The sequence below is a fragment of the Lacticaseibacillus camelliae DSM 22697 = JCM 13995 genome, from assembly GCF_001311195.1.
Lineage (GTDB): Bacteria > Bacillota > Bacilli > Lactobacillales > Lactobacillaceae > Lacticaseibacillus > Lacticaseibacillus camelliae.
Window position 1 is genome coordinate 1 of the sequence record NZ_BBAJ01000062.1, and the last position, 13165, is coordinate 13165.

A 13165-nucleotide genomic window follows, 5' to 3' on the forward strand; every position below is an offset into this window, starting at 1 on the left:
AATTTTTTTAGCGAGAATATAACAATCTTTATGGTGCTTTTCAGTGTGGGTCTTATCTTGGATGCTTTAATTGCTCATGAGCACGTGGCGCCATGGCATTGGATGGTCCTTGCGACGAGTCTGATTGGTGCTCTGCTGATGTTCATTAATCCTGCATATATGAACGCCGCGGAAAATACGGATGGCTATAAGAAAATTTCGTTCAGTTTCACTTACTTGGTTCAAAAAAATTTACAGTGTCATGATTCCCAACATGTTTACGAATTATGCGTGGTTACTGCTACTTGTTGCATTTACCTTGGGTGCCCTTTTTCTGGGCAAGAAGGACACCAAATCATATAAGGATTGGATCAGTTGGTGGCTGGTCAGCGCATACCCCGTCTATGTTCTATTTTTCTACGGCAAGATGCAATTTGGATCTGCTGTTTTAACCGGCTATCTGTTGATTGCTTTCACGATCGTGTATTTTCTGGCCTTACTTGAACTCATCTTTAAGTGTCTAGAGGGGGTCAAGCTGCGGCTCGGTTTGATTGTTACGATTTCAATTGGTGCCGTTTCAGCGCCCTTGCTGATGGCTGATCCAATAGGACCGCGGTCGTTTTATGGGACCTTTATTTTTTGGGTACTGCTTGAGCTTTTGCTGCTGCTTGCAGTGGCCGAGCGCAAGCCCCATTGGCAGCCGATGCTTGGTACACTTGGTAATAGTGTTGCACTGACTGCAATGTTATTCTATCTTCTCACTTTTTCTTATTCATATTACGGGCAGATTAATCGACAACGGATGATTGATCGAGCAATTGAGACAAACCAAAAGGTTCTTAGATTGCCAGATTTACCGAATAAGCAGTTTGTGTGGAAAACTAGTACCAACGAACCAACTTGGAACGCGCGATTCAAGAATTTTTACCATATTCCGAAACGGATTAAGGTCATTTTTCCACAGACGCCAGATTATGCTGAATACCGTCAACAGATTGAGGAGAAAAAGTGAAAACACTGATATCAAGAGGCAAGGCGTGGCTTGAACGAAAAAAAGTTGTGGGACATCTTTACCTACGTCTTTTTTTTGGTGGGCTGACAACACTTGTTAATATTGTGACATTCGTGGTGGCGACTCACGCGGGAATGAGTTGGTGGATCGCCAATTTTGTTGCCTGGGTTCTTTCGGTACTTTTCGCATTTGTCACGAACAAACTCTGGGTTTTTAATTCTCATACGGGCACCATAAAGGCACTGTTATGGGAATTCTCAAAGTTTATTTTTGCGCGGGTGCTGAGTCTAGGGATAGACTATGGCTTCATGTTTCTTTTTATCACGATTCTTGGGATGGGAGAGGGACTGTCAAAGCTGCTGACACAGTTTGCGATTGTCGTCGCTAATTATGCTTTCAGTAAGTTTGTCATCTTTAAGAATAAGCCGACGGATAACTAGGCATACTGCTTTGCAAGATTCACAAGGCTATTCCAGCCGGCTGAAAGCTAAAAGGATCAAAAAAAAGGATGGAATTATTAGGTAGCTTTTATGGATAATGAAGTGTACGAACCTTTATGATGAATAGATCATTTCTTGTGCATGCTGAAGCTCGCTGATGAGAACCAAGGGCTTATGACTGGTTTTATGTTACCGTTTAATCACAATCGTGAATAATATAACACTTTACTTGAATACACGTGTATGATTTAAAATCTAGTCAGTTGTATTTTTACGTGCAATTCGAGGGAGAGAATAACTTTGAATAACGATCTCAAGCAGGTAAGACGGATGGACATGAAATTAGCCGGTCTTTTTTTTATTGGTAGCGGCTGGATTTCTTATTGGGCAGCCTGTTCAGGCTGACACCAGCACTATGACCACCGTCACAGACGCCGGTGCAGGTGTCGAGAAGACACTATCGGTGTTTGACTTGAATATGCACGCCAATAATCAGCAAAATGATAGTCAAAATCACACCATGGGTGGGGTGCTGACAGACGAAGCGTTAAAGGCCAGTATCGATTCGAGTGGGTCAACAAGCAGCCTCCACTATTTGCGGATGCCTGCTAGTATGCCTGAAGCAAGTGTGTCGGAATGGGTCAAAGTGGCTCAGCAGGTCGCAACAGCGGATCGCATGAAGACGGGCCGGACTCAGGAGATCATTTTGACTGATGCCACAGTTGCCACCGTTCAAATCGGCTCAAGCAGTATTCCCAGGGTTGATGCTGTTGACGTCTCGTCTTATCAGGACTGGATGACGCAGGCAGACTTTACCAAGCTAAAACGTCTTGGCGTTAGTACGGTGATCGTCAAGGTAACTGAGGGCAGTAGTTATACGAACTCAGCTGCTAAGACTCAAATTGCTTATGCGAAAGCCGCGGGACTGAAGGTCGATGTTTATGATTATATTCGGTTCACCTCAGCTAGCCAGGCGCAAGCGGAAGCGAGATATACTGCGTCTGCGATGGAAGGCTTGGGCCTGAGTAAGGCTACTTTGATTTTTGCGGATATCGAAGAAAATTCTGTGCCGGCAGCGGATTTGACGAACTATTGGTCAGCCCTGAACGCGGCGGGTTACAGGAATCATGGCGTCTACACCGGTGGTGGTTATGCCGAAAGCGCAACCGCCATTGCCAGTGTTGGAAGTGCCAAAACCTGGTACGCACAGTATCCAGACACGCCAAGCGCCAGTTCACTTTGGGACACCAGTTATGGGGCATGGCAGTTCTCCAGCAGCGCGCAGATCCCAGGTGGTTCGACCAGTGGAATGGTTGATGTCTCGCATGACTATCAAGGCTTGCTGAAAGGGTCAAGTACCGTGGCGGCACAAGGACCGTGGATCGCCGATAATCAGTATGTCACGGTCACTCACACTGGCTATCCGCTGTACAGCGATTTTAATTGGACTGTGAAGCAGCCAATCAGTAACGTTTATCACAAAACATACCACGCCACTGGCCAATACCATCACCAAAATGGAAGTACATACCTGTCTCTTTATGATAATGGCGGCCGTTGGCAGGGGTACATTAACGTAAAAGGCGTGGACGTTTCGGGGGGCCAGCAAGGCGTTCATTTCGCCGATGATCGGTATGTGACCTTTACCCACAGTGTACCCGCTTTACAGCAGTTTTGCTTGGGATGTGAGACATTCAGGCAGCAGCGTTTATCAGAACACCTATCATTCGACAGGCATCTATCATCATTTCAATGGGGCGACTTATCTGTCGCTTTACAATGGCATTGGTGCTTGGATGGGTTATGTCAATGCGAACGCTGTCTCGGTCGCCAGTGGCCAGCAAGGGCTTTGGCAAGCAAAATCAGGCTATTTGATGGCGAATTCTAGTGCTGACACGATTTGGTCCAGCTTCAATTTTACCAAAGGTGTTAAAACCACCAAGGGCAAGTATCTTCGCGTCAACGGCATGTACCACCACGCTAACGGTTCTGTCTACTACTCGGTTTACGATCCTAACACAGGCGCCTGGAAAGGTTACCTGAATGCGAAGGCAGGAAGCTTTCAAACCACGGCTGCAGGGCCGAAGCAGCCTGATAATCGATATGTCACGGTGACTCATACTGGCTATCCGCTGTATAGTTCTTGGAATTGGGCCATCATCCATACTGGCAGTTCGGTTTATCATCAAACGTTCCACTCCACGGGGATTTATCATCATATTAACGGCGGCACGTATCTGTCACTTTACGATGTCAATGGGATATGGGCCGGATGGATCAATGCCAACGCTGTCGAGGTCGGTAGTGGCCAGCAAGGACCATGGTTCGCAGATAATCGCCGCGTGAAGGTGACGCATGTTGGTTATCCTTTGTATTCTAATTGGAACTGGTCCGTGCGTCATACCGGTAGTTCTGTGTATGGTCGGACCTTCAAGTCGACGGGGAAATATTATCACTTCAATGGCAGCACCTACCTTTCGCTCTATGACAACAGCGGTGCTTGGTACGGCTACATGAATGCAAATGGGGTTGAAGTCGTTCGATAATAGTGACTATTAGAAGGCGCAAACGCTGCTTCTGTAGATCACTGTTCAACCTGTTCTCATCATTAAGATGGCAGGACGACTGGCCCGGATGTGCTATTTACAACCGAATAAGAACCATCTCACATCTGTAGGACAGTTTTGTTGGCTAAGGCTAACGGGGTTGTCTTTTTTTATCGATAATATTTCGAATGTGTGTCAATTCGGCGGTAGGGTTGATTCATGTTATTTAAGTGGATAGTATTACAATAAAGCTTTAAATTTATAGCAATTTTTAGGATTGGAAAATGGGGTGGGTTGGAATAATGAGTATATCAAGGTCCAAGGTGTTCTGGGGGAGTGTGTTTATTGCCTCTTCGGTTCTTACTGCAGAGGTGGCGATGCAGCAGCCGGTTGATGTCGCGGCGGCGCGAATCACCACGGGTCAGTTGCACGTGCAGTCGTCAATCAACACATACATTGCCCAGCAGGGATTTCAAACACCGGCCATCACGAAGGAACTACACAAGTTTGAGATTTTTCCTTACAAGACGTCGGATGGCTTACCAAACGGGATCGTTTTTCACCAAACTGACGATAAGGACAGTTATCTTGCTAGAGAAGGCGCCGACTACGAAATTAACTACGGTTGGCAGACGGCCTTTGTCCATACGTTCATTGATGACAAAACAATCTTGAACATTCATGATACTGACTATGGGTGCTGGGGCGCAGGCCCTAAGGCCAATGCGCGGTTTGTTCAGTTTGAACTGGTGACAGCCAAGAATCGCACGGCCTTTGCGAAATCTATCAATAACGCGGCGTGGTACACTGCATACCTTGCAAAGTATTACGGAATCCCGCTGACGTTGGCACGTTATAACTACGGACTGGGCGGTCTGTGGACACATGCCGATGTGTCTCATTATTTGGGTGGTACCGATCATACTGATCCGGATGGCTACTTGAAAAAGTGGCATTATTCACTGAACGAATTCCTGGATCTGGTCAAAATTTATGCCAATGATCCATCGATGCCTGCGCCGCGTGGACCGCTTCAGGGTAAGAAAGTGGCCGCGGATGAGTATGTAACCGTGACCCACACGGGCTATCCTGTTTACTCGAACTTTGGGTGGAAGATTAAGCAACCCATCAGTAATTTGTATCAAAATACCTATCACGTGACCGGGCTGTATCACCATAAGAACGGTAGTACCTATTTGTCGTTATATGATCAAAATGGTGCCTGGCAAGGTTACATCAATGCCAATGGCGTTGCTAAGGCCCCGGGGACGCAAGGCGCATGGATGAAGGCATCTGAGTATGCGACATTCACACAGGCCGACCAGCCGATTTACCGTGACTTTTCCGGTCAGGCGTCTGGCAGCACCACGGCCGAAGTGGGCCAGACCTTCAAGGTGGCAGGTCAGTACCACACCTTCGCAGGGGTGCGGTATCTGTCGGTTTATCGCCAAAATGGCCAATGGCTGGGTTACGTCAAGCCTGAAAGCGTCAGCGTTGCGAAAGGCGCTCAGGGGGCTTGGCAGAAGAAGAACGGTTACCTGAATTTGACCAGCAAGAATTACACTATTTGGTCATCGTTTGACTTCAAACGCGGCACCAGCACTGGCAAGTATGCAGCGTTGACAGTGACTGGAATGTACCATCATGCGAACGGTTCGGTATACTACTCAGTAACGGATGCCAAAGGCAAGTGGATTGGCTACGTAAATGCCAACGCTGGGACGGTTGTGACCTCCGCGCAGGGTGCGAAGATCTCGGCGGATCGCTATGTCACGGTCACGCATACCGGCTATTCGGTATACTCCGGTTTTGATTGGCACGTTAAGCAGCCAATCAGCAATCTTTATGACAAGACCTATCATGTGACCGGCGAGTACCATCACCTCAATGGCGGTACTTACCTGTCGCTGTACGATGCCACTGGCGCTTGGCAAGGCTATATCAATGCCAACGGGGTCTCCAACGCTGCCGGTCCACAAGGTGTCTGGTTGAAGGCAGACAAGTATGTCACCCTCACTCAGAACAATCAGCCGTTGTATCAGGGATGGACTGGTCAGCCTGCAACGACGACGAATTCCGAATACGGGAATACGTTTAAAGCTACTGGTGAGTATCACGCCTTTGATGGTAGCCTTTATCTGTCCCTGTACCGTCAAAATGGGCAGTGGCTCGGCTACGTTAAGCCGGATGCTGTGACCGTCTCTAACAACCCTCAGGCCCATGGCAAGCGCAAGGCGGCTTTCTTCAGGGAGTCAGTCCAAACTACACTATCTGGTCCTCCTTCAGCTTTGCTCATGGAATCAGTTCTAAAGGCCATGCTTCACTGAAAATCAATGGCATGTATCACCACGTGAACGGCGCGGTTTACTACTCGGTTTACACCACCAGCGGTAAGTGGCTGGGCTATCTGAACGCGAAAGCCGGCACCTTAACTGTCAGTGGTGGCCAGCTTCAGACCAGTCACTTGACGCCAGCTCAACAGTCATTTCTTTCTCAAGTAACGGCGGCGGTAGTCCCTGTGGCCGACAAAAATAACCTTTATGCCTCTGTAATGGCTGCGCAAGCTATTGAAGAGACAGGCTGGGGCACGAGTGCGTTGTCGCAGCAGGCGGACAATTATTTTGGCATCAAGGCCGGCAGTGGCTGGACAGGCGCCACGACAACCGTGACCTCGCCTGAGGTGGTTGACGGTCAAACCGTTCAACTGCCTGGTACGTTCAGGAAGTACAATTCTCTTACGGACTCCGCGACCGACTACGCAGCGAAGATCCGCACAGGTGATACCTATCAAGGCACATGGCGAGAAAATGCCCAAAATGGCTTAACCGCTGTGAACGGTTTAGGCTCGTGGGCAACGAATCCTGCTTACGGGACCGCTTTGAAAAACCTGATCACCAAATACAATTTAACGGCCTTGGACTACGAGTGATGATTGCAGTCACTCTGGCCTCTAATTGAGGAGAAGAATCGTCACGACGGTTCTTCTTTTTGTTTGAGCTGGATGGCTATAATAGAACCTAGGCGTATCGATAAAGAAAGTGAGTCATTTCATTTATGAATAAAAATACTCGGACATGGTTGGTTCCACTTCTGATTGCACTAGGAATAGCGGGTATGGGGGCGGCCAAACCACAGGCTCATATCACGCGGATGGTCATTACGTCACGGTGATCAGCAAGAATTACAACACATACAGCAGCTTTACTTGGCGCAAGAAACAGTCAACGCGGGCGCTGATCGACCAGACATTTCTTGCAAAGGGTCGATATGACCATAGTAACGGCAGCCATTATTATTCGCTCTATACTACCGCAGGCAAATGGTACGGCTATGTCAACTCGCGCGCGACCACTGTGGCGCCAGGGATGCAGGGCCTTTGGCACAGGACAAATAAATATGTGAGCCTGATCAAAAAAAAGGTTATCCCCTTTGGCTAAGCTTTTTCGGTAGCCAGAACAGCAGCAGTTCGGCGCACTATCAGCAGACTTACCATGCCACGGGATACTATCGTGCGGCCAATGGGGCCACTTATCTTTCCTTGTACACCAGCGATGGACAATGGCAAGGGTACATCAATCAGGTCGCCACCAAGGTGGTGGCTGGGCCCCAAGGCAACTGGCTTAAGACAAATTTTTACGCAACAGTGACTAATTCTGCGTATCCATTGATGAAAAATTTTGCTGGCTTACACACTGACGCGAAGAACTTATACCAACAAACCTTTCACGTAACAGGTGAATATAAGCCCACAGATGGCCAAACCTATTATTCTTTATACAATGAAAAAATTCAGTGGGTGGGCTATCTCGATGCACGCGCGGTGAAAACCGTCGGCAGTGCGCAAGGCGCATGGCTGGCCCACCACGAAACGATGATTGTGGCAAAGGTGGGGTACCCATTTTGGCCGCGGCTTTTTTCCGGGAATGTTAAGAATACCAGTGCTTATATCGGCCAAGCGGTCACCATCAATGGCATGTACCACCATTTGAACGGGGGGACCTATTACTCGGTATATCAGGCCGGGCATTGGCTTGGGTATGTCAACGCGGCCGCTTTATCTGCTAATGCTGTTCATGTGGCGCCTGGGTTTGCCATGTCTGCGCATCGCGGGGACCATGCGGTGGCGCCTGAAAATTCTCTTGCGGCGATCACTGCTGCAAAGGATGCCGGTTACGGCATAGTTGAGATGGACATTCGAGAAACCAAAGATCATCAGTATGTCCTGATGCACGATGACACGATTGATCGCACGACAAATGGAACGGGCAAAGTCGCGAGTCTGACATTAGCACAGGTTGAAGCAACTACACTGAATGTCTCAGGTTATCCAGCACTTGTGGGGCAAACACTCCGAGTCCCAACCTTTGATCAAGCCATCGATGCAGCGGCAGCAGACGGATTGTTTGTGAACTTAGATGGCTCTAAGGAAAACTGGGCAGATCAGGCTTTTACCGATCATGTGGTGGCTAAACTAAAGGCTGATAATATTTACGCCAGTTCATTCTTCGTCCTGTCGAATGCGACTCTTCGGAAGACTTTTATGACCAGATATCCAGATGCCAGGATAACTTGGCTATACTCTGCTCAAGCCGGCATTAGGCAGACTTTGGCTGAACTGCGCACATACCAGCACTCACTGCTGACAATTGCCGACACCCAAGTTACGCCGGCAATCATTGCAGAAGCCACAAAAGATGGTATTCCGGTGCATGTTTATGGGGTGAACAACGTTGATCGTGCTTCTGAACTTAAGGCCGAAGGGGTTACATACATTGAATCCGATTCTGTAACACCCAGCCAACTAAGTATTCAGTGACAGTGGGAGATAAACATTCATGCGGTTCCGCCGACTGAGCCATGAGGAGGTAAGGCATAATGAAACTGTTGATTACCGGTGGGGCAGGCTTTATTGGCGCCAACTTTGTTCGGTATGTCTATATAAACCATCCGGACGTTGCCATCACGATTCTTGATAAGCTGACCTACGCGGGCAATCGGGTGAACTTGACAGGCTTACTAAAAGCGCGTGTGAGGCTGGTCGTGGGGGATATTACCGACGAAAGCCTGGTCGATACCTTGATGAGTCAGACCGATGTTTGTGTCCATTTTGCCGCAGAAAGTCACAACGATAACGCCTTAGTTCACCCCAAGGAGTTTTTACAGAGTAACGTGATTGGGACATACACACTGCTTGAGGCGGCGCGAAAGTATCAAGTTCGGTTCCATCATGTTTCTACTGATGAAGTATACGGTCAGTTGCCGCTGGAGCCGAAGTCAGCCAAATTTACGACCAGCAGCCGTTATGCGCCTTCAAGTCCCTACTCGGCAACGAAGGCCGCCAGCGATATGTTGGTTCAGGGCTGGGTGCGCTCGTTTCACGTTCGGGCCACTATTTCCAATTGTTCGAATAACTATGGCCCGTACCAGCACATCGAGAAGTTCATTCCGCGGCAGATCACCAACATTTTGAGCGGACGCAGGCCAAAATTGTATGGCAGTGGCAAAAATGTTCGCGACTGGATCCATGTTGAGGACCATTCACGTGCAATTTGGGCAATCATCACCCGTGGCCACATTGGTGAAACCTACCTGATTGGCGCAGATGAGCAGCATTCCAACCTTGAGGTGGTCGAAACGTTGTTGCAGTTGATGGGGCAACCCAGTGATGCCTTTGACTACGTTGCTGATCGGCCTGGCCATGACGCACGCTACGCAATCGATGCGTCTAAAATTCGGCGTGAACTGGGATGGACACCTTTGCACACAGACTTTAAGGGTGGGTTAGCGCAGACGATTGACTGGTATCAACAGCATTGCGACTGGTGGCAGAATCAAAAGCGGGCAGTGGAGGCGCGGTACGCGCAGCATGATCAGTAGTACAGAAAAACGGCACCGGCCATTTGCTGACCGGTACCGTTGTTAGAAAACATGAGCCTACTTTGCGAGGATCTTCAATGTGTGAGCGATCCCAGTTGTCATGCCGAACTGAGCATGCCAGCCTAAAGCCTGTAGTTTTGCCGGGTCCAGTAAAGCCTTTGTGGCCTTGCTGAAGCCGGCTTTTTCGGTTGCGTCTGGCAAATCGAAAACGACCTTTGTCCCTGCTGCGTCGGCAATGGTTTGAGCGAGGTCACGAAGGGTGACGTTTGAGTCAAGATCCGCAATGTTATATGCCTCGCCGCTGAGACCTTGGAGCAGTACGGTAAGCAGACCAGAGACGGCATCGGAACATAGGTGAACGAATAAAGTTGCGTCCCTTTGCTCTTTAAGACGATATTCTGCTTGGTAAGGCCGTTTTCCAGAAACTGAGCAATGGCCTTTGAGTCTGAGCTGGCCATTGTTGGGCCATAAGTGCGGGTGAGGCGAGGGATGACGACATCCAGCCCTTTTTGCGTCTTGTAGGCTTGACATAGCGCTTCGCCGGCGCGCTTTGACTCAGGGTAACCCGCGCGTAAAGTATTGGAGTTCAGATAGCCACAATAGTCTTCATCAAACAGGTCGACATCGCCTCGGTTTTCGCCGTAGATCTCGTTAGACGAGGCAAAGGCGAAGCGTTCGCTGTGATGGGCAACGGCGAAATCAAGCAGGTTCTGGGTGCCAATGATGTTGGCGGTAATCGTCCCGATGGGATCAGTGGCATAGGCCCGTGGATGCGTGTTGCTTGCAAGGTGTAAAACGAAGTCCACTTGGCCAAGGGCTAAATCGGTCATGGGCTTGTTGACGTCGTGGCTGACAAACGTGAACCGGGGATCGGCCCAGTAGGCACCAAACTTAGCTTTGGCGTGTTCTTCGCTGCGTCCTAGTGCAAAGACTTGCAGATTGAGATTCTCATGCAAATTTTTCTGCATGAGTACATCAACCAGAAAACTGCCAATCAAACCGCTGGCGCCAGTGATGAGAATTGATTTATTTGCCAGCTTTTGCCAAGGCAGCGCTAGTCCCGTGACAGCGTCCACGTCCTCGCGGTAGAGTGAATGATCAAGCATTGCGCCCTCCTACTTTAACCAGGTGTCTTTGTCGAGGTTGAGGTAAGCTTTGAACATTTCCAGATTTTCTTTTGTTGTCAGTTTAATGTTCATATCAGAGCCCGCAGCGAAGTGGAGCTTTTCACCGAGCTGAACCATCATGGTGTTGGTGTAGTTTGAGCCCTCGATTCCAATGTTCTTCTCAAATGCCTCGTGATAGCGGTCGTCGAGCGTCTTGAACTTGTAGGCTGAGGCGTTGAAACCCGGCGCAGCGTCTCGCGGGGGATGTACTGCGTCGTAGTGGAAGGGTCATCCTTATCGATGACGAAGATCTGTTCGTTGTAAGGCATTGAGGTGACTGCATTGCCATACTGCTGGCACTTCACGATGACATCCGTGAGCACTTCATCGTCGACCAGTGGCCGCACCCCGTCATGGATGATAATGGTGTCGTCAGCTGAAGCCTTATCTTCGAGGTTATAAACGCCGTTGCGAATCGACTCCTGGCCACTATTGCCACCGGTGACGATCCACTTGAGTTTAGTGATATTGAACTGCTTGGCGTAAGCCTGAACCACGTTTTGCCAGCCGTCGATGCAAACCACTTCGATGGCATCGATCTGCGGGTGCTTCTGAAAGCTCTCTAGCGTGTAGATCAGTACTGGCTTGTCGTAGACGTTGATAAATTGCTTGGGGATTTCTTGGCCCATGCGGTGGCCGGAACCGCCGGCGATAATGACTGCAATATTCACGTGATGACCTCCTGAATTGGGTGATAACAATCAGTTTAACGTCTATTATTATACCCTATCCGCGGGTTTTTCTCAGGAGACAGACCAATCATGCAGCCAGTCGTAACCGAATGTTTGAAAAGCGTCAGTGCTCTGGTCACCAAATCACACGAGGTTGGTTTGATCCGATTCGCAGGTGATCGTGTCAGAAGTTAAACCTTCACCCTCTTATTGGCCTCGTACTCGAGCCATTCCGCCTGCTTGTCCCGCAGATCAGCTGGCACGCTGGTAGCCAGTCAACTGGCCGACCTGCTTTCAACCAGTTTTTGCGGAACCGCTCGAGTGGGACCAGCAATTCGGCTCGATTGTATTGGTCCTTGATCAGCTTGCGCTCGACCACCGGCTGGCGAGGGGTGGCCCGAAATACGGATCTTACCCCACCGCGGGCTGAGTGGTTTGGGGCCTCCAGCCACGCCACGCGCGCCCGACCGCTGACAGCGTGCGAGAGCAAAGAAGAATTTTTCAATAAATAGGCCGGGCGGCTGTTTGCCAGTAGCGTTGGTGCGGCTTGCCGGCGAATCGCGAGCTGCTTGTCGTGAACGATTGCCAGTTGCACTAACCAGACGTGGCGTTCGCGGCTGAAAATCCGATTTTCCTCATTTTGCAACCTGTTCAGGCCAATCTTCCCTGCGAGGTACTGGTTGCGGAAATTAGTGACGCGCGCGAGTTGGTCGTCACGTCTCAGCATCCCAGTCCAAAAATGTGCAAGTTCGTTACGGTCAAGGGTGACAATGCGCTGGCGCACCCGTTGCACTGCTTTTTGCTGTGAGGCCCGAGTGACGTTGATGGCCGCGACTTGACCGGAGACGCGGATCCTTTCACCCAGGGTCCAAACGTGTTTCTGGTGGGCCAGCGCCGCTGTGAATTCGACGCTGATCGGTTGGCTGCTGAGGGCCAAGGGCACGCCATTGCGATTCCAAAAGCGGTCAGCGTAAAGGACTAGCAGCGGTAGACGGACGGTGTCGCCTGCCGGGTCGATCATGTAACGGTTGAGCCCGTTCATGACCCAGCCCTCAACCTGCAAAAAGCCACTAGTTTCAGTCATGAAGAACACTTCCTTCACTTTGATGGCGTCAGTTTACACCCGGGTCAGACATAATGAAAAAAAATACGCTTGAGATGATCTTAACAAGCATTTGCAAAACTGCCTTAATTAAAGGTAATCTTCATTAACGCACCGAGAATATTGAACACGTAAAATAGTCATGTGAATTAATCTTAAAATAATTTACAAGATCGAGACAATCAATTTATTGACAGCGCTTTCTTTCTGTGAGAGAATGGTCTCGGATGATGGGAGGGCGAGGAAGGAACAACCTCGTCAGAACCACCCGGAAACTTCCTGGCGATCCGACCTGTTGTTTAGGGTTGACCAGGCATGCTGAGCCTTCCGATCGGTTTGGCGATGAAGACTGCGTGAGAAGCGCAGGGCCTT

Annotated in this window: 10 protein-coding genes and 2 pseudogenes; 9 read left to right on the plus strand and 3 right to left on the minus strand. The window is 49.5% G+C overall.

Annotation, left to right across the window (positions count from 1 at the left end; translation table 11 throughout):
- Positions 1-253: 253 nt before the first annotated feature.
- The 9 genes from JCM13995_RS10215 to rfbB all read left to right on the plus strand — a co-directional run bounded on the left by JCM13995_RS10215 (position 254) and on the right by rfbB (position 9854).
- A complete protein-coding gene (locus JCM13995_RS10215; RefSeq protein WP_156314439.1) occupies positions 254-991 on the plus strand; it encodes a hypothetical protein in 738 nt (245 codons plus the stop codon).
- Positions 988-1431 (plus strand): GtrA family protein, encoded by a 444-nt coding sequence (locus JCM13995_RS10220; RefSeq protein WP_156314440.1) that lies wholly within the window; start codon positions 988-990, stop codon positions 1429-1431. Before JCM13995_RS10215 ends, JCM13995_RS10220 begins: the two co-directional genes overlap by 4 nt.
- A 415-nt stretch (positions 1432-1846) precedes the next feature.
- The gene (locus JCM13995_RS10225; protein WP_156314441.1) at positions 1847-3319 is read left to right on the plus strand and encodes a GH25 family lysozyme; all 1473 of its coding nucleotides are present in this window, start codon (positions 1847-1849) and stop codon (positions 3317-3319) included.
- A complete protein-coding gene (locus tag JCM13995_RS10230) occupies positions 3306-3977 on the plus strand; it encodes a hypothetical protein (RefSeq protein WP_054665287.1) in 672 nt (223 codons plus the stop codon). Before JCM13995_RS10225 ends, JCM13995_RS10230 begins: the two co-directional genes overlap by 14 nt.
- A gap of 377 nt (positions 3978-4354) precedes the next feature.
- Positions 4355-6304, plus strand: coding sequence for a peptidoglycan recognition protein family protein (locus tag JCM13995_RS10235; protein ID WP_054665290.1), 1950 nt, complete (start codon positions 4355-4357; stop codon positions 6302-6304).
- A gap of 11 nt (positions 6305-6315) precedes the next feature.
- The gene (locus JCM13995_RS10240) at positions 6316-6906 is read left to right on the plus strand and encodes a glycoside hydrolase family 73 protein (RefSeq protein WP_054665296.1); all 591 of its coding nucleotides are present in this window, start codon (positions 6316-6318) and stop codon (positions 6904-6906) included.
- Positions 6907-7144: 238 nt separating this feature from the next.
- On the plus strand, positions 7145-7414 hold the full coding sequence (locus JCM13995_RS10245; RefSeq protein WP_054665299.1) for a hypothetical protein: 270 nt from the start codon (positions 7145-7147) through the stop codon (positions 7412-7414).
- Positions 7415-7515: 101 nt separating this feature from the next.
- Complete coding sequence (locus JCM13995_RS10250) at positions 7516-8793, plus strand: glycerophosphodiester phosphodiesterase (RefSeq protein ID WP_054665302.1); 1278 nt, start codon at positions 7516-7518, stop codon at positions 8791-8793.
- 59 nt (positions 8794-8852) lie between these two features.
- The gene (gene rfbB / locus JCM13995_RS10255; RefSeq protein ID WP_054665305.1) at positions 8853-9854 is read left to right on the plus strand and encodes a dTDP-glucose 4,6-dehydratase; all 1002 of its coding nucleotides are present in this window, start codon (positions 8853-8855) and stop codon (positions 9852-9854) included.
- 57 nt (positions 9855-9911) lie between these two features.
- Here the strand turns inward: rfbB and JCM13995_RS10260 are convergent.
- The 3 genes and pseudogenes from JCM13995_RS10260 to JCM13995_RS10270 form a co-directional block, all read right to left on the minus strand.
- Positions 9912-10960 (minus strand): annotated as a pseudogene (locus tag JCM13995_RS10260) (NAD-dependent epimerase/dehydratase family protein).
- Positions 10961-10969: 9 nt separating this feature from the next.
- Positions 10970-11649, minus strand: a pseudogene (locus tag JCM13995_RS10265) (IspD/TarI family cytidylyltransferase).
- Positions 11650-11890: 241 nt separating this feature from the next.
- On the minus strand, positions 11891-12775 hold the full coding sequence (locus tag JCM13995_RS10270; RefSeq protein ID WP_054665309.1) for a hypothetical protein: 885 nt from the start codon (positions 12773-12775) through the stop codon (positions 11891-11893).
- Positions 12776-13165: the final 390 nt, after the last annotated feature.

Coding starts and splice junctions, on each gene's coding strand:
- JCM13995_RS10215 (WP_156314439.1), top strand. CDS start 254: ATGTTTACGAATTATGCGTGGTTACTGCTACTTGTTGCATTTACCTTG.
- JCM13995_RS10225 (WP_156314441.1), top strand. CDS start 1,847: ATGACCACCGTCACAGACGCCGGTGCAGGTGTCGAGAAGACACTATCG.
- JCM13995_RS10230 (WP_054665287.1), top strand. CDS start 3,306: ATGGCGAATTCTAGTGCTGACACGATTTGGTCCAGCTTCAATTTTACC.
- JCM13995_RS10235 (WP_054665290.1), top strand. CDS start 4,355: ATGCAGCAGCCGGTTGATGTCGCGGCGGCGCGAATCACCACGGGTCAG.
- JCM13995_RS10240 (WP_054665296.1), top strand. CDS start 6,316: ATGTATCACCACGTGAACGGCGCGGTTTACTACTCGGTTTACACCACC.
- rfbB (WP_054665305.1), top strand. CDS start 8,853: ATGAAACTGTTGATTACCGGTGGGGCAGGCTTTATTGGCGCCAACTTT.
- JCM13995_RS10270 (WP_054665309.1), bottom strand. CDS start 12,775: ATGACTGAAACTAGTGGCTTTTTGCAGGTTGAGGGCTGGGTCATGAAC.